Origin of the sequence: Pseudomonas sp. ML96 (assembly GCF_000761545.1) — a bacterium.
Classification (GTDB): domain Bacteria; phylum Pseudomonadota; class Gammaproteobacteria; order Pseudomonadales; family Pseudomonadaceae; genus Aquipseudomonas.
Map to the genome: position 1 here is coordinate 96,176 of NZ_JPMY01000009.1, position 18,374 is coordinate 114,549.

Annotated in this window: 17 protein-coding genes and 1 pseudogene; 10 read left to right on the forward strand and 8 right to left on the reverse strand. The window is 66.4% G+C overall.

Annotation, left to right across the window (positions count from 1 at the left end):
• Window positions 1-24 precede the first annotated feature (24 nt).
• The 3 genes from IP89_RS06120 (at window position 25) to IP89_RS06130 (ending at window position 1,809) form a co-directional block, all read left to right on the forward strand.
• Window positions 25-666, forward strand: coding sequence for an oxidoreductase (locus IP89_RS06120; RefSeq protein WP_043308392.1), 642 nt, complete (start codon window positions 25-27; stop codon window positions 664-666).
• The gene (locus tag IP89_RS06125; protein WP_043308393.1) at window positions 666-1,277 is read left to right on the forward strand and encodes a class I SAM-dependent methyltransferase; all 612 of its coding nucleotides are present in this window, start codon (window positions 666-668) and stop codon (window positions 1,275-1,277) included. The genes IP89_RS06120 and IP89_RS06125 overlap by 1 nt, the downstream gene beginning before the upstream one ends.
• Before the next feature lie 64 nt (window positions 1,278-1,341).
• Entirely contained in the window at window positions 1,342-1,809 is a 468-nt protein-coding gene (locus IP89_RS06130) for a YbaK/EbsC family protein (RefSeq protein ID WP_043308394.1), read from the forward strand.
• 16 nt (window positions 1,810-1,825) lie between these two features.
• On the opposite strand, the pseudogene IP89_RS22955 reads toward IP89_RS06130, so the two are convergent.
• The 3 genes and pseudogenes from IP89_RS22955 to mpl all read right to left on the reverse strand — a co-directional run bounded on the left by IP89_RS22955 (window position 1,826) and on the right by mpl (window position 4,072).
• Window positions 1,826-2,084: pseudogene (locus tag IP89_RS22955) on the reverse strand (YceK/YidQ family lipoprotein).
• Window positions 2,084-2,716, reverse strand: a complete 633-nt coding sequence (ubiX, locus tag IP89_RS06135) for a flavin prenyltransferase UbiX (protein ID WP_043308395.1) — start codon at window positions 2,714-2,716, stop codon at window positions 2,084-2,086. The pseudogene IP89_RS22955 and the gene ubiX overlap by 1 nt, the downstream one beginning before the upstream one ends.
• 3 nt (window positions 2,717-2,719) lie before the next feature.
• Entirely contained in the window at window positions 2,720-4,072 is a 1,353-nt protein-coding gene (gene mpl / locus IP89_RS06140) for a UDP-N-acetylmuramate:L-alanyl-gamma-D-glutamyl-meso-diaminopimelate ligase (RefSeq protein ID WP_043308396.1), read from the reverse strand.
• Window positions 4,073-4,457: 385 nt separating this feature from the next.
• On the opposite strand from mpl, the gene IP89_RS06145 reads away from it, so the two are divergent.
• The 7 genes from IP89_RS06145 (at window position 4,458) to ppa (ending at window position 12,371) form a co-directional block, all read left to right on the forward strand.
• Window positions 4,458-5,945, forward strand: a complete 1,488-nt coding sequence (locus tag IP89_RS06145) for an amino acid permease (protein ID WP_043308397.1) — start codon at window positions 4,458-4,460, stop codon at window positions 5,943-5,945.
• Window positions 5,946-5,998: 53 nt separating this feature from the next.
• On the forward strand, window positions 5,999-7,366 hold the full coding sequence (locus IP89_RS06150) for a glutamine synthetase family protein (protein WP_043308398.1): 1,368 nt from the start codon (window positions 5,999-6,001) through the stop codon (window positions 7,364-7,366).
• 15 nt (window positions 7,367-7,381) lie between these two features.
• Complete coding sequence (locus IP89_RS06155) at window positions 7,382-8,770, forward strand: aldehyde dehydrogenase family protein (RefSeq protein ID WP_043308399.1); 1,389 nt, start codon at window positions 7,382-7,384, stop codon at window positions 8,768-8,770.
• A gap of 12 nt (window positions 8,771-8,782) precedes the next feature.
• A complete protein-coding gene (locus tag IP89_RS06160; protein WP_043308400.1) occupies window positions 8,783-9,943 on the forward strand; it encodes an iron-containing alcohol dehydrogenase in 1,161 nt (386 codons plus the stop codon).
• Between the two features lie 503 nt (window positions 9,944-10,446).
• Window positions 10,447-10,899 (forward strand): GNAT family N-acetyltransferase, encoded by a 453-nt coding sequence (locus IP89_RS06165; RefSeq protein WP_043308401.1) that lies wholly within the window; start codon window positions 10,447-10,449, stop codon window positions 10,897-10,899.
• Between the two features lie 48 nt (window positions 10,900-10,947).
• Window positions 10,948-11,766 carry a zinc-dependent peptidase gene (locus IP89_RS06170; protein WP_043308402.1) on the forward strand — a complete coding sequence of 273 codons (819 nt, stop codon included), beginning with the start codon at window positions 10,948-10,950 and terminating at the stop codon, window positions 11,764-11,766.
• Between the two features lie 77 nt (window positions 11,767-11,843).
• Window positions 11,844-12,371 carry an inorganic diphosphatase gene (gene ppa / locus IP89_RS06175; protein WP_021701809.1) on the forward strand — a complete coding sequence of 176 codons (528 nt, stop codon included), beginning with the start codon at window positions 11,844-11,846 and terminating at the stop codon, window positions 12,369-12,371.
• Between the two features lie 55 nt (window positions 12,372-12,426).
• Here the strand turns inward: ppa and IP89_RS06180 are convergent, their stop codons facing one another.
• The 5 genes from IP89_RS06180 to IP89_RS06200 all read right to left on the reverse strand — a co-directional run bounded on the left by IP89_RS06180 (window position 12,427) and on the right by IP89_RS06200 (window position 18,370).
• Window positions 12,427-14,064, reverse strand: coding sequence for a GMC family oxidoreductase (locus tag IP89_RS06180; RefSeq protein WP_043308403.1), 1,638 nt, complete (start codon window positions 14,062-14,064; stop codon window positions 12,427-12,429).
• Between the two features lie 100 nt (window positions 14,065-14,164).
• Window positions 14,165-14,998, reverse strand: coding sequence for an ABC transporter ATP-binding protein (locus tag IP89_RS06185; protein WP_043308404.1), 834 nt, complete (start codon window positions 14,996-14,998; stop codon window positions 14,165-14,167).
• Window positions 14,986-15,789, reverse strand: a complete 804-nt coding sequence (locus IP89_RS06190; protein WP_043308405.1) for an ABC transporter permease — start codon at window positions 15,787-15,789, stop codon at window positions 14,986-14,988. Before IP89_RS06190 ends, IP89_RS06185 begins: the two co-directional genes overlap by 13 nt.
• Before the next feature lie 64 nt (window positions 15,790-15,853).
• The gene (locus IP89_RS06195; protein WP_043308406.1) at window positions 15,854-16,840 is read right to left on the reverse strand and encodes an ABC transporter substrate-binding protein; all 987 of its coding nucleotides are present in this window, start codon (window positions 16,838-16,840) and stop codon (window positions 15,854-15,856) included.
• A 156-nt stretch (window positions 16,841-16,996) separates the two neighbouring features.
• Window positions 16,997-18,370: an aspartate aminotransferase family protein gene (locus IP89_RS06200; RefSeq protein WP_043308407.1), complete on the reverse strand. Its 1,374-nt coding sequence runs from the start codon at window positions 18,368-18,370 to the stop codon at window positions 16,997-16,999.
• Window positions 18,371-18,374 lie beyond the last annotated feature (4 nt).

Genomic DNA, 18,374 nt, shown 5'->3' on the forward strand with positions numbered 1-18,374 from the left:
ACAGTTAATAGTGGAGGAACAAGCATGTACTTGACGCCCCAACACATCCTGCTCGCCGGAGCCACCGGCCTCACCGGCGAGCACCTGCTCGACCGCCTGCTCAACGAGCCGACCATCAGCCGCGTGCTGGCGCCCAGCCGCAGCCCGCTGGCCGAGCACCCGCACCTGGACAACCCGGTCGGCCAGCTGAGCGACCTGCTGCCACAACTGGCCGGGCAGATCGATGCGGCCTTCTGCTGCCTGGGCACCACCATCCGCCAGGCCGGCTCGCAGGACGCCTTCCGCGCCGTCGACCAGGAGCTGGTCCTGGCCTTCGCCCGCCGCGCCCGCGAACTGGGCACCCGCCACCTGCTGGTGATCAGCGCCCTGGGCGCCGACCCGCGCTCGACGGTGTTCTACAACCGGGTCAAGGGCGAGACCGAGGAGGAGCTCAAAGCAATGGACTGGCCGCAGCTGACCATCGTCCGTCCGTCCCTGCTGCTCGGCCCGCGCCGAGAGTTCCGCCTCGGCGAACGCCTGGCCGCGCCGCTGCTGCGCTGGATTCCCGGCAAGTACCGCGGCATCGAGGTCGCTGCCCTGGCCCGCGCGCTGTGGCGCCTGGCACTGGAAGAGAGCGACGGCATCCGTATCGTCGAGTCCGACGAACTGCGCCGCCTGGGTCGCTGATGGGCTTCTACGACGACAAGATCCTGCCCCACCTGATCGACTTCGCCTGTGGCATGGGCCACGTGATGAAGACCCGTGCCCAGGTGGTACCCATGGCAGAAGGCCGGGTGCTGGAGATCGGCATCGGCACCGGGCTCAACCTCAGTTTCTACGACGTGCAGAAGGTCAGCGCCATAGTCGGCGTCGACCCGGCGGCGCAGATGCAGACCCTGGCGCGCCAGCGCGCGGCAGACATCGGCATCCCGGTGGAGATGGTCGCCCTCGAACTGGGGCAGATCCAGGCCGCCGACGCCAGCTTCGACAGCATCGTCTGTACCTTCACACTGTGCACCATCCCCGATCCGCTGGCCGCGCTGCAGGAGATGCGCCGCGTGCTCAAACCCGGCGGCAAATTCCTGTTCAGCGAGCACGGCCGCGCACCGGATGCCGGCGTACGCGCCTGGCAGAACCGCATCACCCCGCTGTGGAAGCCATTGGCCGGCGGCTGCCACCTCAACCGCGACATCCCCGCCCTGCTCAGCGCCGGCGGCTTGCACATTCGCGAGGTGCAGAGCAGCTACCTGCCCGGCCCGCGCCCGATGACCTGGGTGTGGCGCGGCTGGGCCGACTGATCCCTGCAGGTTGACTCGTCCGAGCCGGCCGGCAAGCATGGCGCTTTTGCCCAAGGAAACCGCCATGAGCCTGGAATCGGTCCGCGCCTTCTTCGCCGCCAAGGCCCCCGACATCGCCATCATCGAGCTGGAAACCAGCACCGCCACCGTGGCCCTGGCCGCCGAGGCGCATGGTGTGGAACCCGGACAGATCGCCAAGACCCTGGCCTTCCGCATCGGCGAGCGTGAACTGCTGGTGGTGGCGCGCGGCGATGCCCGCCTGGACAACCGCAAGCTCAAGGAAGCCTTCGGCGCCAAGGCCAAGATGCTCGACGCAGACAGCGTGGTGGCGCTGACCGGGCACCCGGTCGGTGGGGTCTGCCCGTTCGGCCTGGCCACTGACCTGGCGGTGTATTGCGACCGCTCGCTGCTCGACTACGAAGAAGTGCTGCCGGCGGCAGGCGCCATCCACAGTGCGGTGCGCATCTGCCCGAAGCGCATGGCCGAGCTGGTGCAAGGCGAGTGGGTGGACGTCTGCCAGGCTGTCGCCTGAGTAGCGCTGCTCTTAGTTAGTTACCGCCGCTGACGCCGAGGCCTATACCCAGTTCGGCGGCCACTGAATGGCAGGTCGAGACCAGGGTATTTGGGCGCCTCGGCGCCGAAACGCTCCACTGGGCAGCAACCGCCCTGCAGCGAGTACCAATCCAGGCGCGTGCCGGAATAGATGATCGGCGCGCCCGGCTTGGCCGCACCCAGGGTACTTACGCTGGCGCAGCCGGGCAGCAGCGTGCAGAGCAGCAACACGCCAGAAACGGCGCGCGCGTTCATCAGTCGTCGCCGCTGATCAGATGATGCTCGCCCCAGCGCGGCAGCATGTCCTGCGGGATGCCCAGGCAGTTGAGGATGCGCGCCACGACGAAGTCGACCAGGTCGTCCACCGTCTGCGGTTGGTGATAGAAGCCGGGAGACGCGGGCAGTATGGTCACGCCCAGGTTGGACAGCTTGAGCATGTTCTCCAAGTGGATGCTGGAGTACGGCGCCTCGCGCGGCACTAGGATCAGCTGGCGGCGCTCCTTGAGCACCACATCGGCGGCGCGCTCGATCAGGTTGTTGCAGGCGCCGGTGGCGATGGCCGACAGAGTGCCAGTGCTGCACGGCACCACCACCATGGCCGCTGGCGCACCGGAGCCGGAGGCCGGCGGCGCCATCCAGTCTTCCTTGCCATACACGCGGATCTGCCCGGGAGCGGCACCGGTGTACTCGCTGAGGAACTGCTGCATGGCCTGCGGCTTGGCCGGCAGAGTGACGTCGGTCTCGGTGGCCATCACCAACTGCGCGGCCTTGGAGATCAGGAAGTGCACCTCGCGGTCTTCCTGCACCAGGCAGTCGAGCAGGCGCAGGCCGTACTGGGCGCCGGAGGCGCCGGTCATGGCCAAGGTGATGCGTTCCGGACCTGCCATCGTTTATTCCTCCAACGCCTTGGCCAGCTTGCCATGCAGGCCGCCGAAACCGCCGTTGCTCATGATCACCACCTGAGTGCCAGGCGCAGCCACGGCCTTGACGCCGGCGATGATCGTTTCCAGCGAATCGCAGACCTGGGTCGGCACCTTGGAGCCGGCCACGGTGGCGGCCAGGTCCCAGCCCAGATTGGCCGGGGCGTACCAGAACACCCGGTCGGCCTGCACCACGGAGTCCGGCAGGCCGTCGCGGTGGGCACCGAGCTTCATCGAGTTGGAGCGCGGCTCGATCACGGCCACGACCTGCGCAGCGCCGACGCGCTTGCGCAGACCGTCGAGGGTGGTAGCGATGGCGGTCGGGTGGTGGGCGAAGTCGTCATAGACGGTCACACCTTTCACTTCCGCGACCTTCTCCATACGCCGCTTGACGCTCTTGAAGGAGGACAGGCCGGCGATGCCCAGCTCCGGCACCACGCCGACATGCCGCGCCGCGGCCAGAGTGGCCAGGGCGTTGGCCACGTTGTGCTGGCCGGTCAGCTCCCACTCCACGATGCCCTCGACCTTGCCGTCGAACACCACCTCGAAGCGCGAGCCGTCCTCGCTGAGCAGGCGTGCCTGCCACTGGCCGTCGGCGCCGGTGGTTTGCACCGGAGTCCAGCAGCCCATCTTGATCACCCGCGCCAGGGCCTCTTCGGCCTGCGGATGGATGATCAGGCCCTCGCCCGGCACGGTGCGCACCAGGTGGTGGAACTGCCGCTCGATGGCCGCCAGGTCCGGGAAGATGTCCGCGTGGTCGAACTCCAGGTTGTTGAGGATCGCCGTGCGCGGGCGGTAGTGAACGAACTTGCTGCGCTTGTCGAAGAAGGCGCTGTCGTACTCGTCGGCCTCGACCACGAAGAACGGCGTGCCGCCCAGGCGCGCGGACACGCCGAAGTTCTGCGGTACGCCACCGATCAGGAAGCCCGGGCTCATGCCGGCATGCTCCAGCACCCAGGCCAGCATGCTGGTGGTGGTGGTCTTGCCATGGGTGCCGGCCACGCCCAGTACCCAGCGGCCCTGCAGCACATGATCGGCCAGCCACTGCGGACCGCTGACATAGGGCAGGCCCTGGTTGAGCACGTACTCCACCGCCGGGTTGCCACGGCTCAAGGCATTGCCGATCACCACCAGGTCGGGGGCCGGCTGCAGATGCTCGGGCAGGTAGCCCTGCATCAGCTCGATGCCCTGGGCTTCGAGCTGGGTGCTCATGGGCGGGTAGACGCTGGCGTCGGAGCCGGTGACGCGGTGCCCAAGCTCCTTGGCCAGCACCGCCAGGGAGCCCATGAAGGTGCCGCAGATACCGAGAATATGAATGTGCATCGATGACCTCGAAACGGGCCGGGAGGCCCCGGCAGAACTGGCCGCAGGGTAGCACAGGGCGGCACCTGACAGGCTGCCGTACCACCCCGCGAAATCTCAACTAGAGTGTCAGGAGTCTCGGAACACCGAGACGGCATGAGGTTCCTCGTCGTCCATGCCCGCAAGCTGTCAGCGACCGGATGTCCGTCTGCGCTTCGACCTCGCCGGGAGAGTTTCCCGGCCCTCGGGGGAACAACCATCCGCCATGCCGAGCATGGCAGCCGAGCCCGTCCGGGCCCTCCTCCGTACACATCCTCCTGCTGTCAGCCGCTGTGCTCCATCCCGTTTCAAGCAAGGCCGCAATTCCTACAAGAACCCGAGCCAACGCGAAATGCAGGAGAGGACCATGAAGCAGCAATCGGGAGTCAGTTACACAACGGTCGACAAGAGTTACTTCGAACAACGCGGCCTGCGCCGCTATGCCGGCGTCTGGTCACTCTGGGCGCTAGGTGTCGGCGCGGTGATCTCCGGCCATTTCTCCGGCTGGAACTTCGGCCTGGCCAATGGCTGGGGCAGCATGCTGATCGCCGCCATCATCATCGCCATCATGTACCTGGGCCTGACCTTCTCCCTGGCGGAGATGTCGCCGGCCCTGCCGCACACCGGCGGTGCCTATTCCTTTGCGCGTAGCGCCATGGGCCCCTGGGGAGGATTCCTCACCGGCCTGGCGGAGAACGTCGAGTACGTGCTCACCCCGGCGGTAATCGTGTTCTTCATCGGCAGCTACATGGGCAGCATCTTCGGCACGCCCAGCGAGTATCAGCCGCTGTGGTGGATCGGCTTCTACGTGGTGTTCATCTGGCTCAACGTGATCGGCGTGGAGCTGTCGTTCAAGGTCACCCTGGTGGTCACCCTGCTGGCCCTGGCCTGCCTTGTAGTGTTCTGGATCAGCGCCATCCCGCACATCGACTTCAACCGCTTCGCAATGAACGTCGGCCCGGGCGGTGTCGAGCTACCTGAAGGTAACGGCCCGTTCCTACCCAACGGCCTGCTCGGCGTGCTGGCGGCGATGCCCTTCGCGGTCTGGCTGTTCCTCGCCATCGAGCAGCTGCCGCTGGCGGCGGAAGAGTCGGTCGACCCGAAACGCGACATGCCCAAGGGCATCATCCTCGGCATGTTCACCCTGATCCTCTCGGCCTTCATGATCCTCTGGCTGAACCCGGCGGTGACCGGCGTCGGTGCCCACGCCCTGGGCTCGTCCGGCGAGCCGCTGCTGGACGGCTTCAAGGCCATCTACGGTGACGACATCGCCAAGCTGCTGGCGCTGGTGGCGGTGCTCGGCCTGGTGGCCAGCTTCCACACCATCATCTTCGCCATGGGCCGGCAGATCTACTCGCTGAGCCGCGCCGGCTACTTCCTGCCACAACTGTCGATCACCCACGGCCAGCGCAAGACCCCGCACGTGGCCATGCTGATCGGCAGCCTGATGGCGCTGGCGGTGATGATGACCCTGTGGTTCATCTTCGGTGAGGAAAAGGGCGGTGCGGTGATCGGCGGCACCCTGCTCAACATGGCGGTGTTCGGCGCCATGTTCTCCTACTTCATGCAGGCCCTGTCGTTCATCCTGCTGCGGCGCAAGATGCCCGACATCGAGCGCCCTTACCGCAGCCCACTGGGCGTGCCGGGCGCCGTGCTGACCATGCTGATCGCCGCCGTGACCCTGTACTTCCAGCTCACCGGCGACCCGGCCTACACCCTCGGCGTGTTCTGGGTGGCGGTGTGGTTCGGCATCGGCATCACCTACTTCGCCATCGTCGGCCGCCATCGCCTGATCCTCTCGCCAGAAGAGGAGTTCGCCATGGAACAGCGCGAAAAGAACAAGACCAATAGCTGATGAGCCCCGGCCGCGCCTATGGGCGCGGCCGACCTTTTCCGGAGACCAACGGAATGACTGCCCACCTGACCCTGGCCGGCCTGCGCGAACTCGCCGTGGCCGGCAAGATCGATACCGTATTGGCCTGCATGGTCGACATGCAGGGCCGCCTGATCGGCAAGCGCTTCCAGGTCGAGTTCTTCCTCGATAGCGCCCATGAGGAAACCCACGGCTGCGACTACCTGCTGGCCGACGACATCGACATGGAGCCGGTGCCCGGTTACGCCGCCGCCAGCTGGAAGCAGGGCTACGGCGACTTCGTATTCAAGCCCGACCTCTCCACCATGCGCGTGGTGCCCTGGCTGGAAGGCACCGCCCTGGTGCTGTGCGACGTACAGGACCATCACCATCATGACCTGCCACACAGCCCGCGCGGCATCCTCAAGCGGCAGATCGCCCGCCTCACCGAGCGCGGCTACAAGGGCATGTTCGCCTCGGAGCTGGAGTTCTACCTGTTCGACCAGAGCTACGAGAGCATCCACGGCCAGCACTACCAGAACCCGAAGACGGCCAACTACTACATCGAGGACTACAGCATCCTGCAGACCATCCGCGAGGAGCCGGTGATGCGGGCGATCCGCAAGCACCTGCAGGCCGCCGGCATCCCGGTGGAGAACTCCAAGGGCGAATGGGGGCCGGGCCAGGAAGAGATCAACGTGCGCTATGCCGAGGCGCTGGTGATGGCCGACCGGCACAGCATCATCAAGCACGCCTGCAAGGAGATCGCCCTGCTACAGGGCAAGGCCGTCACCTTCATGGCCAAGTGGAACTACAACCTGGCCGGCTCCAGCAGCCATATCCACAACTCGCTGTTCAGCCTCGATGGCGAGCAGGCGCTGTTCCATGACCCGGCCGGCGAATACGGCATGTCCAAGCTGATGCGCCAGTGGGTGGCTGGCCAGCTCAAGTACGCCAGCGACATCACCTACTTCCTCGCGCCCTACATCAACTCCTACAAACGCTTCCAGGCCGGCACCTTCGCCCCGACCCGCGCGGTGTGGAGCTGCGACAACCGCACCGCCGGCTTCCGCCTGTGTGGCGCCGACAGCAAGGGCATACGCATCGAGTGCCGCATCGGCGGCGCCGACCTCAACCCCTACCTGGCCTACGCCGCGCTGATCGCCGCCGGCCTCGCCGGCATCGACGAGCAGCTCGAACTCCCCGAGCCCTTCTCCGGCGATGCCTACCAGGACGACGAACTGCCGGAAGTGGCCAAGACCCTACGTGGCGCCGCCGACGCCCTCGACCGCTCGGAACTGCTGCGCAAGGCCCTGGGCGACGACGTGGTCGAGCACTACCTGCACACCGCGCGCTGGGAGCAGTTGGAGTACGACCGCCGGGTGACCGACTGGGAACTGCGCCGCGGCTTCGAACGCTACTGACAGGGAGAGCAGCAGATGAACAGCATTCGCCTGATTTCACCGGTGGACGGCAGCCTCTATGCCGAGCGCGCTATCGCCAGCAGCAGCGCCCTGGAGCAGACCCTGGCCGCCGCGACCCGGGCCCAGCGCGCCTGGCGCGAACTCGCCATCGGCCAGCGCGCTACCTATTGCCTGAAAGCGGTGGACGCCATGCTGGCGATGAAGGACGAAATCGTCCCCGAACTGGCCTGGCAGATGGGCCGCCCAGTGCGCTTCGGCGCCGGCGAGCTGCGCGGCTTCGAGGAGCGCGCCCGCCATATGATCGGCATCGCCGAAAGCGCCCTGGCCGACGTGGTGCCCGATGCCAAGGAAGGGTTTCGCCGCTATATCCGCCGCGAACCACTGGGCACCGTGCTGGTGGTGGCGCCGTGGAACTATCCCTACCTGACCGCGGTGAACGCCATCATCCCCGCGCTGATGGCCGGCAACGCCGTGCTGCTCAAGCACGCAAGCCAGACCCTGTTGGTCGGCGAGCGCTTCGCCCAGGCCTTCGAGCGCGCCGGGCTGCCCGCCGGACTGTTCCACAACCTGGTGCTGGACCACGGCCAGACCGCCACCCTGATCGCCTCCGGCCAGGTGCAACAGGTCAACTTCACCGGCTCGGTGGAAGGCGGCCGGCTGATGGAGAGCGCTGCCGCCGGCCACTTCATCGGCGTCGGCCTGGAGCTGGGCGGCAAAGACCCGGCCTACGTGCGCGCCGATGCCGACCTGGCCCACGCGGTGGAAAACCTGGTCGACGGCAGCTTCTTCAACTCCGGGCAGAGCTGCTGCGGCATCGAGCGCATCTATGTGGATAAAGCCCTTTATCCGGCCTTCGTCGAGGGCTTCGTCGAGCTGACCAAGCAGTACGTGCTGGGCAGCCCGCTGGATGAGGCCACTACCCTGGGCCCGCTGGTACGCAACAGCGCCGCCGAGTTCGTCCGCGGGCAGATCGCCAAGGCCAAAGCCCGCGGCGCCAAGGCGCTGATCGACCCCGCGCTGTTCGCCGCCGACGCCCCCGGCACCGCCTATATGGCGCCGCAGGTGCTCACCGGGGTGAATCACGAGATGGCAGTGATGCGCGACGAGAGCTTCGGCCCGGTGGTCGGCATCATGCCGGTGGATGGCGACGCCCGCGCCATCGCCCTGATGAACGACAGTCCCTACGGCCTCAGTGCGGCGATCTGGACCGAGGACCTGGACGCCGCCGAGCGCATCGGTCAGCAGCTAGAGACCGGCACGGTGTTCATGAACCGCTGCGACTATCTCGACCCGGCCCTGGCCTGGACCGGGGTCAAGCACACCGGGCGCGGCGCCACCTTGTCGCGCCTGGGCTACGAACACCTGACCCGGCCCAAGTCCTTCCACCTGCGCCAGCAGCTCTGACAGGAGCCCGCCATGAACAAGACCGCCAACTGGAACTACCCGACCTCGGTGCGCTTCGGCGTCGGCCGCATCAAGGAACTGCCGGAGCTGTGCAAGAGCGTCGGCATGCTGCGCCCGCTGCTGGTCACCGACCGCGGCCTGGGCAGCGCACCGATCACCACCGCCGCCCTCGACTCGCTCAAGGAGGCCGGCCTCAGCGCCGCGCTTTTCAGCGACCTCAAGCCCAACCCGGTGGAGAGCAATCTCGACGCCGGTCTAGCTGCCTACCGCGCCGGCAAGCACGACGGAGTGGTCGCCTTCGGCGGCGGCAGCGGCCTGGACATGGGCAAGCTGATCGCCTTCATGAGCGGCCAGGCCAGGCCCGTGTGGGACTTCGAAGATATCGGCGACTGGTGGACCCGTGCCGACCCGCGTGGCATTGCCCCGGTGATCGCCGTGCCGACTACCGCCGGCACCGGCTCGGAAGTCGGCCGCGCCGGCATCCTCACCGACGAGCGCAGCCACACCAAGCGCATCATCTTCCACCCGCAGATGATGCCGCGCATCGTCATCAGCGACCCGGCGCTCTCCGTGGGCATGCCGGCCTTCATCACCGCCGGCACCGGCATGGACGCGTTTTCCCACTGCCTGGAGGCCTACTGCGCACCGGGCTTCCACCCGCTGGCCGACGGCATCGCTGTGGAAGGCATGCGCCTGGTCAAGGGCGCGCTGGTTAGGGCCGTCAAGCAGCCGGGTGATCTCGACGCCCGTGCCGACATGCTCGCCGCCGCCGCCATGGGCGCCACCGCCTTCCAGAAGGGCCTGGGCGGTATGCATGCACTGGCGCACCCGATCGGTGCGCTGTACGACACCCACCACGGCATGACCAACGCCACGCTGATGCCCTATGTGCTGAAGTTCAACCGCGAGGTCATCGAGGAGCGCATCACCCGTCTGGCGGCCTACCTGCAGCTGACCAACCCCGGCTTCGACAGCTTCCTCGACCTGGTCCTGCAGCTGCGCAGCGACACCGGCGTGCCGCACAGCCTGGCCGAACTGGGCGTCGACGACAGCAAGACCATGCTGATCGCACAGATGGCGGTGGTCGACCCCTCCGCCGGCGGCAATCCACGGACTCTGACCGAGGCCAACGTCGCCCAACTGTTCGGCGATGCCGTACACGGTCGCCTCTGAGTACTGGACGAAAATCCGCCCGACCGCTGCAAGACGCGCCGGGCGGCGCTCCCGGCAATAGCCGAACAGCTTGTCCACAACTTTGCCCAAGGCTTCTGTGGACAAACTTTTCGTCACAGAATGAGGTCCCAGGCTGCACAGAAAACGCCCAGCCAGCTGCGAGCCACGGCGGCCGCGCACCTGCTGCTGGAGCGCACAGCTTATCCACAGCAAAGCCCACAGTTACTGTGCCTAACCCGTGACGTAAGTCACTGATCAAGATCGAAATTCAACCAACCACAGTCAGGCCGCGCGGCTTCTGCCCAGGCATCAGCTGCCGACAGCTTATCCACAGCATCACCCACAGCCTCTGGGGGTAAGTTGCAGCACCGGGACGTTATCCCCAGCGAGATCAAACGCTCGCTTGGATTGCGCTTTCCAGCATCTTTGGGCAGCATCGGGCTGACCGTTGGCACAGCACCTGCAGCTGCCTACTCACCACTCCACAGACGCCGAGGCCCGCCATGCGCATTGTCCAAGCCACCCTGGAGCACCTGGACCTGCTGACCCCGTTGTTCATCAAGTACCGTGAGTTCTATGGCGAGCTGCCCTTCCCGGACTCGTCGCGCAAATTCCTCGAGACGCGCATCAAGCGCAAGGAATCGATCATCTACCTGGCCCTGGCCGACGACGAGGACAAGCTCCTCGGCTACTGCCAGCTGTTCCCCAGCTATTCCTCGCTGTCGCTCAAGCGCGTGTGGATCCTCAACGACATCTATGTCGCCGAAGACGCCCGCCGCATGCTGGTCGCTGACCGTCTGCTGCAAACCGCCAAGCAGATGGCCAAGGAAACCAACGCCGTGCGCATGCGCGTCGCCACCAGCATCAGCAACGAAGTGGCGCAGAAGACCTACGAGTCCATCGGCTTCCGCGAAGACACCAAGTTCAAGAACTACATCCTCGAACTGGGCGATTGATCAGGCCGGCGAACGCCTGCGCGTTCGCCGCCCACCCGAGACAGATTCATGTGGTCATTCCGCGCCTGGCGCCGCCGGCGCATCCTCTCCCGCTCGCTCTACACCACCCGCCACTGGCATGAGGTCCGCGCGCGCCTGCCGATCCTCGATGGCCTGAGCGAGGCCGAGGAGCAGCGCCTGTTCCAGCGCGCCATCCTGTTCCTCCATCACAAGCGCCTCACCGCCCTACCCGGCGTCGAACTGGACGAGAGCGACCGCCTGACCCTCGCCGCCCAGGCCGAGCTGCCGCTGCTGCACCTGGCCGAACTCGACTGGTACCAGGGCTTCCACGAAATCGTCCTGTACCCGGACGACTTCGTCAGCCCGCAGCGCCACCGCGACGCCAGCGGCATCGAACACGAGTGGGACGACGAGCGCAGTGGCGAGGCCTGGCACCAAGGTCCGGTGATCATGGCCTGGCCCGGTGTACAGAGCGGTGGCGGCTGGGATGCCTACAACCTGGTGATCCACGAGCTGTCGCACAAGCTGGACATGCTCAACGGCGACGCCAACGGCCTGCCGCCGCTGCACCGCGACATGCGCATCGGCGACTGGGCCAGCGCCATGCAGGCCGCCTACGACGAGATGAATGCCGCGCTCGACGCCAATCCCGAGGCGCACACCGCCATCGATCCCTACGCGGCGGAGAACCCCGCCGAGTTCTTCGCCGTCACCAGCGAATACTTCTTCAGCGCCCCGGACCTGCTGCAGCAGGCCTTCCCCGCCGTCTACCAGCAGCTCGTCGGCTTCTACCGCCAGGACCCGCTGACACGCCTGCAACGGCTCCTGGCCGAGCACCCGGACTATCGCGACACGACCAACGGATAAGTACGCAGGCGTAGTAACGCCCCGGGAATGTGCCTATAATCCGCGCACTTTTTTTGGCCCAACCTGGGGTGTCCACCATGAGCTACAGCAAAGTCCCGGCCGGCAAAGACGTGCCGAACGACATCTACGTCGCCATCGAGATTCCGGCCAACCATGCGCCGATCAAATACGAAATCGATCACGACACCGACTGCCTGTTCGTTGATCGTTTCATGGCCACCCCGATGTTCTACCCGGCCAACTACGGCTTCATCCCGCACACCCTGGCCGACGACGGCGACCCCCTGGACGTGCTGGTCGTGACCCCGTATCCGGTAGCTCCGGGCTCGGTCATCCGTTGCCGTCCGGTGGGCGTGCTGAACATGACCGACGAAGCCGGCGGTGACGCCAAGCTGATCGCCGTACCGCACGACAAACTGTCCGTGATCTACAAAGACGTACAGGAATACACCGACCTGCCAGCCCTGCTGCTGGAGCAGATCAAGCACTTCTTCGAGAACTACAAGGATCTCGAGAAGGGCAAGTGGGTCAAGGTCGAAGGCTGGGGCAACGCTGACGAAGCCCGCCAAGCAATTCTGAAGGCGGTAGCGGCTTACCAAAAATAAGCCAGTACCACCCCCTGAAGGCCGGCCACAAGCCGGCCTTTTTATTGCCTGCGATTCAGGCCGGGCTGAGTTCGGCGGCCTGCTCGACCGGCTTTGGCACCTTGGCGCTGGCGAGGATCAGGTCGGCGGCCTTCTCGCCGATCATGATGCACGGCGCGTTGGTGTTGCCGCTGATCAGCGTCGGCATGATCGAGGCATCGGCCACGCGCAGGTTGGCCAGGCCACGCACCTTCAGTTGCGGCGTGACCACCGCCAGCTCGTCGCTGCCCATCTTGCAGGTGCCAACCGGGTGGAACACGGTCGCCGCGTAGTCGCGCAGGTGCGCCCGCAGCTGTTCATCGCTCTGCACATCCGGCCCCGGCAGCATCTCGGCGCCGCGCAGCTCGTCGAACTCCGGTTGGGCGAGAATACGCCGCGCCAGCTTGACGCCTTCCACCAGCACCCGCGCGTCTTCCTCGTCGGCGAAGAAGTTGAAGTCGATGGACAGGCTGCGCCCGGCGCCCAGACGCAGCTCGCCGATGCTCTTCGGCCGCAGCACGCAGGTGTGGATGGCGTAGCCATGGCCCCACTCGAACAGGCGCCCGCGATGGCTGCGGTAGCCGGGCACGAAGTGCATCTGCACGTCCGGCAGCGCGTCCGCCAGCGGCGTGCGGGCGAAGCCGCCGGCCTCGACGTAGTTGGTGGTCAGCCAGCCCATCTTCTGCGCCAGGTACTTGAACGGCGCGGCGATGATCTTCGGCAGCGCGCCAAGGGAGAAGCCCAGCGACAGCGGGCTCTTCGAACGCACGGTGACCAGGCCGTCGATATGGTCCTGCAGGTTCTTGCCCACCCCCGCCAGGTCAACGCTGCAGGCCACGCCGGCAGCCGCCAGCTCGGCCTGCGGGCCGATGCCGGACTTGAGCAGGATATGCGGCGAGCCCAGTGAGCCGGCGCAGAGAATGGCCTCGCGGCTGCACTGCAGGGTGCGCCACTGGCCGTTCTGGCGCAGCTCCACGCCCGTCACGTGGTCGCCGTCGAGCAGCAGGCGTTCCACCTCGCAGCCGGTCAGCACTTCGAGGTTGCTGCGCTCACGCACCGGGTGGACGAAGGCGCGATAGCTGGACAGGCGCTTGGCGTCTTTCTGAGTGACGTTGTAGATGCCCGCCCCTTCCAGAGTGCCGCCGTTGAAGTCGTCGTTGCGCGCCAGACCCAGACGGCCGGCGGCGCGCACATACAGCTCGGATAACGGGTTGGGATCGCGCGGCTTGTCCACCAGCAGCTCGCCCTGGGTACCGTGGTATTGCAGCGCCTGGCCGAGGCGGTTGCCCTCGGATTTCCGGAAATACGGCAGCACATCGGCCCAGCCCCAGCCGGGGCAGCCGGCGGCTTCCCAGCGGTCGTAGTCGCTGGCGTCGCCACGGATGTAGATCATGCTGTTCATCGAGCTGGAACCGCCGAGGGCCTTGCCACGCGGGGTATGCAGGCTGCGCCCGGCGAGGTTCTTCTGCGGCGCGGAGAAGTAGTTCCAGCTGAAGATCTTGCTCTTGTACAGGGTGATGGTGCCGGCCGGGGTCTGTACCCGCGGGCTGGAGTCGCTGCCGCCGGCCTCGATCAGGCACACGCGCACGCTCGGGTCGGCGCTCAGGCGGTTGGCCAGCACGCAGCCGGCCGAGCCGGCGCCGACGATCAGGTAGTCGTAGGAATCTGTAGCCATGGGAGAAGCCTCATGGTTCACGGGCGGGCTCGCGCCTTGTGGGCACGCCGCCCCAGGGAAAGGCGTGCGGCGTGCGACCAGCGCCCGCCGTGCGTGACACTCAGTGCACTTCTTCGAGGTCGTCGTGGAGCAGTTCGAGGATGTGCCGCTTCATGCGGATGAACTCCGGTTCCATCACCACTTCGAGGCTGCGCGGGCGCTCGATCGGCACCTGCAGGATCTCCTTGATCCTCCCGGGGCGCGCGCCCATCACGTAGATACGGTCGGCGAGCAGGATGGCTTCGTCGATGTCATGGGTGACGAACACCACGGTCTTCTTGCTGTTGCCCCATACCTGCAGCAGCAGTTGCTGCATCTGCAGGCGGGTCTGGCTGTCCAGAGCGCCGAACGGCTCGTCCATCAGCAGGATCTGCGGGTCGTTGGCCAGCGCACGGGCAATCGCCACGCGCTGCATCATGCCGCCGGAGAGCTGCTTGGGATAATGCTCGGCGAACTTGGCCAGGCCCACTTCGCCCAGGTAGAACTCGACGATGGTGCGGATCTCGTCCTGCGGCAGGCCGCGGCGCTTGAGGCCGAACTCGATGTTCTGCTGCACCGTCAGCCAGGGGAACAGGGTGTAGCTCTGGAACACCATGCCGCGGTCGGCACCGGGGCCGTCGACCTTCTGCCCGCCGACGTAGATGGCGCCGTCACTCGGCTCGGCGAGGCCGGCGGTGAGGTACAGCAGGCTCGACTTGCCACAGCCGGACGGGCCGACGATGACCGCGAACTGCTGGTCCGGCACCTCGAAGGACACGTTGTCCAGCGCGGTGAAGGTCTCGCCCTTGGGCGACTGGTAGCGCAGGCTGACGTTCTCGACCTTGAGCCGCGCGGTAACGTCGGCGTACTGGTCCAGCGCCGGCATGATGTAGGGTTTGGTGGCTACTGCGCCCATGCGGCAATCCTCAGTCGAAGCAGACGGAACAGCTGGTCGGTGATCAGCCCGAGCAGGCCGATGATGGCGATGGCGAGGAAGATCACGTCGACCTGGAAGCCACGCATGGCCTTCAGGCTGATGTAGCCCAGGCCGCTGGATGCGGCGACCAGCTCGGCCACCACCAGGTAGGTCCAGGCCCAACCCATGGTCACCCGCAGGGTGTCGAGCACGCCGGGCAAGGATGCCGGGCCGAGCACGTGGAGGACCACGTCGCGGCGGCTGGCGCCGAGGGTGTAGCTGGCGTTGATCAGGTCCTTGGACACGCCCTTGGACACGTCGGCGATCATCACCAGTTGCTGGAAGAACACGCCGAAGATGATCACCGCCACGCGCTGTTCCAGGCCGATGCCGATCCACAGGATGAACAGCGGCACGAAGCTGGTCACCGGCAGGTAGCGGATGAAGTTAACCAGCGGCTCGATGAAGGCCTGGACGATGCGGAAGCTGCCCATCAGCAGGCCCAGCGGCACCGCAACCAGCGAGGAGACGATGAAGCCGATCATCACCACCTCGATGCTCGCCCACACGTGCTTGCCCAGGGTGCCATCGGAGCCCAGGCGCACGGCGGCGTCGACCACCGCGCCGGGCGTCGGCAGGAACATCGACTGCACCACGCCGCCGTAGGACAGACCAGCCCACAGGCCGATCACCAGCAGCCAGCACAGCGTGCTGGCGCCCACAATGAGTCGGCCGGGCAGCTCGACCTTGGGGGTCAGGCAGCGCTGCAGCCAGGATTTTTGCGTGGCCATGCTGCCACCTCTCGAAGCGAAAATTGAACGACGGGAGCGGCGCGCGGCCGCTCCCGGTGGCGCGTTACGGCGTAACGAAGCGGGTGTCGACCAGGTCTTCGTATTTCACGTCGTAGGTCTTGCCCTGCAGCTGGGTCCAGGTCTCGTTGGCCAGCTTGATGATGCCGGCGATGTCGCCCTCTTTACCCGGGGTGCCGAGCAGCTTCTCGCTCATCGCCTGGTCGTAGAACTTCACGCCCTTGGCGGCTTCGGCCAGGTCCTTGGGATCGGCCAGGTAGCCGCCGACGCCCTTGGCCATGATCTCGTGGGCCTTGTCCGGGTTGTTCTTGGCGAACTCGACCGCCTTGTACAGGCCCTTGACCAGCGCCTTCACATCCTCAGGCTGCTTGTCGATGACGTCGCAGGACAGCGCCACCACGTCGACGATCACGCCGGGGGTCTCGCTGGAGTCGATCAGTACCTTGCCCTGGCCCTTCTGCTTGACCAGCGACAGGTGCGGCTCCCAGGTCACCGCCGCCGGTACGCGGCCAGCGATGAAGGCAGTGGCCGCGTCGTCGGCGGTCATGTTCTGCACTTCCAGGTCGCTCATGTTCATGCCCTTCTGCTTGAGCAGGTAGCTCAGCCAGAACTGCGACACCGAACCTTCGTTGACCGCCACGGCCTGGCCTTTCAACTGATCCAGGCTGGTCACGTCCTTACCCACCAGCACGCCATCGCCGCCGTGGGATTCGTCGAGCGCGGCCACGGCCTTGAAGCAGAAGTCCTTGGAGCGGTACTTGAGGATCTCGTCGATGGTCGAGGCGGAGCCGGAAATCTTGCCGGAGGCCTGGGCCGCCATGTACATGGCCGACTCCTCGATCACGGTGAACTCCACGTCCAGGCCCTGTTCCTTGAAGTAGCCAAGGTCGCGAGCCAGATACAGGGTGCCGTAGCCAACCCAGGTGGTGTGACCGAGGGACAGGGTGCCCGCCTGCGCGGTGGCGGCCAGGCCCAGGGCCAGGCCGGCGCCGAGGGCGGTACGGGCGAAACGGTTGCGCAAGGTGTTGATCATGGAGCTCTCCACAGCCTGACGGCAGATTTGTTGGTGTATGTGTGGCAGGGCTGGCCAATGGCCGAATGCGTCCCCACGCCGGCCCGCAAACGGCCGGCGGCTCTCTTCGTTGCAGCGCCCTCTGCGGGGCTTTTCTGACTTACAGCGGATATGGCGTTACAGCAGGTTCAGTTCGCGGCCGGTGCGGTCCACGGCGCGGCGGGTCTTGTCGACCAGCTCCTCCAGTTCGGCACGGGTGGCGACCAGGGCCGGGGCCATGATCATGCGGCCGAGGGTGGAGCGAATGATCAGGCCCTCGTCGAAGCCGACGGTGCGGCAGTGCCAGGCAATGTCGTTCTCGTTGGCGAAGCGCTTGCGGCTGCCCTTGTCCTCGGCGAACTGCAGCGCGGCGACCAGGCCGGCGCCCTGCACGTCACCGATCAGCGGGTGGTCCTTGAAGGTCTCGCGCAGCAGCTGCTGCAGGTAGGGGCCGGTGTCGGCTTTCACCATGTCGACGATCTTCTCGTCGCGCAGCGCGGTGAGGTTGGCGATGGCCACGGCAGCGGCCACCGGGTGGCCGGCGTAGGTCAGGCCGTGGGCGAACACGCCGCCCTCCTGCACCAGCGCGTCGGCGATGCGCTTGCCCAGTACCAGGCCGCCCATGGGGATGTAGCCGGAGGTGAGGCCCTTGGCGATGGTCAGGGTGTCCGGCTCGAAGCCAAAGTGCTGGTGGGCGAACCACTCGCCGGTACGGCCGAAGCCGCCGATCACTTCATCGGCACACAGCAGCACGTCGTACTGGCGGCAGATGCGTTGCACTTCGGCCCAGTAGCTGGCCGGCGGGAAGATCATGCCGCCGGCACCCTGGAACGGTTCGGCGACGAAGGCGGCGACGTTCTCGGCGCCCAGTTCGAGGATCTTCGCCTCCAGCTCGCGGGCGGCCTTGAGGCCGAAGGCCTCTTCGGACAGCTCGCCACCCTCGGCGAAGTAGTACGGCTCACCGATGTGGGCGAAGTCCGGCAGCATGCCGCCCATCTCGTGCATGAAGCCCATGCCGCCCAGCGCGGTGCTGCCCAGGGTGGAGCCGTGGTAGCCGTTCCAGCGGCCGATCATGATCTTCTTCTGCGGCTTGCCGACCACCTGCCAGTAGCGGCGCACGGCGCGAATCAGCACCTCGTTGGCCTCTGAACCGGAGTTGGTGTAGATGGCGTGGCTGTAGTGCTTGGGCAGCAGGCTGAAGAGCAGCTCGGACAGCTCGACCACGCGCGGGTGCGTGGTGTGGAAGAACAGGTTGTAGTACGGCAGCTCGGCCAGCTGGCGAGTGGCGGCGGCATTCAGGTCTTCGCGGCCGTAACCCAGCGCGGTGCACCACAGGCCGGACATGCCATCGAGGTAACGCTTGCCCTCGGTGTCCCAGAGATTCAGGCCCTGGCCCTTGGCGATCACCAGGGCGCCCTTCTCGTTGAGCGCCTTCTGGTCGAGGAAGGCATGGATGTGGTGGGCCGCATCCAGCGCCTGGTATTCCTTGGTGGTGTGTTTCTGGGCAGTCATCGCA

Bases quoted from the DNA above. Each gene is read 5' to 3' on its own strand.
- IP89_RS06150 (WP_043308398.1), top strand. From the start codon at position 5,999: ATGACTGCCCACCTGACCCTGGCCGGCCTGCGCGAACTCGCCGTGGCC.
- IP89_RS06130 (WP_043308394.1), top strand. From the start codon at position 1,342: ATGAGCCTGGAATCGGTCCGCGCCTTCTTCGCCGCCAAGGCCCCCGAC.
- IP89_RS06185 (WP_043308404.1), bottom strand. From the start codon at position 14,998: ATGGGCGCAGTAGCCACCAAACCCTACATCATGCCGGCGCTGGACCAG.
- IP89_RS06120 (WP_043308392.1), top strand. From the start codon at position 25: ATGTACTTGACGCCCCAACACATCCTGCTCGCCGGAGCCACCGGCCTC.
- IP89_RS06200 (WP_043308407.1), bottom strand. From the start codon at position 18,370: ATGACTGCCCAGAAACACACCACCAAGGAATACCAGGCGCTGGATGCG.
- IP89_RS06195 (WP_043308406.1), bottom strand. From the start codon at position 16,840: ATGATCAACACCTTGCGCAACCGTTTCGCCCGTACCGCCCTCGGCGCC.
- ubiX (WP_043308395.1), bottom strand. From the start codon at position 2,716: ATGGCAGGTCCGGAACGCATCACCTTGGCCATGACCGGCGCCTCCGGC.
- ppa (WP_021701809.1), top strand. From the start codon at position 11,844: ATGAGCTACAGCAAAGTCCCGGCCGGCAAAGACGTGCCGAACGACATC.
- IP89_RS06180 (WP_043308403.1), bottom strand. From the start codon at position 14,064: ATGGCTACAGATTCCTACGACTACCTGATCGTCGGCGCCGGCTCGGCC.
- IP89_RS06125 (WP_043308393.1), top strand. From the start codon at position 666: ATGGGCTTCTACGACGACAAGATCCTGCCCCACCTGATCGACTTCGCC.
- mpl (WP_043308396.1), bottom strand. From the start codon at position 4,072: ATGCACATTCATATTCTCGGTATCTGCGGCACCTTCATGGGCTCCCTG.
- IP89_RS06190 (WP_043308405.1), bottom strand. From the start codon at position 15,789: ATGGCCACGCAAAAATCCTGGCTGCAGCGCTGCCTGACCCCCAAGGTC.
- IP89_RS06165 (WP_043308401.1), top strand. From the start codon at position 10,447: ATGCGCATTGTCCAAGCCACCCTGGAGCACCTGGACCTGCTGACCCCG.
- IP89_RS06170 (WP_043308402.1), top strand. From the start codon at position 10,948: ATGTGGTCATTCCGCGCCTGGCGCCGCCGGCGCATCCTCTCCCGCTCG.
- IP89_RS06155 (WP_043308399.1), top strand. From the start codon at position 7,382: ATGAACAGCATTCGCCTGATTTCACCGGTGGACGGCAGCCTCTATGCC.
- IP89_RS06145 (WP_043308397.1), top strand. From the start codon at position 4,458: ATGAAGCAGCAATCGGGAGTCAGTTACACAACGGTCGACAAGAGTTAC.
- IP89_RS06160 (WP_043308400.1), top strand. From the start codon at position 8,783: ATGAACAAGACCGCCAACTGGAACTACCCGACCTCGGTGCGCTTCGGC.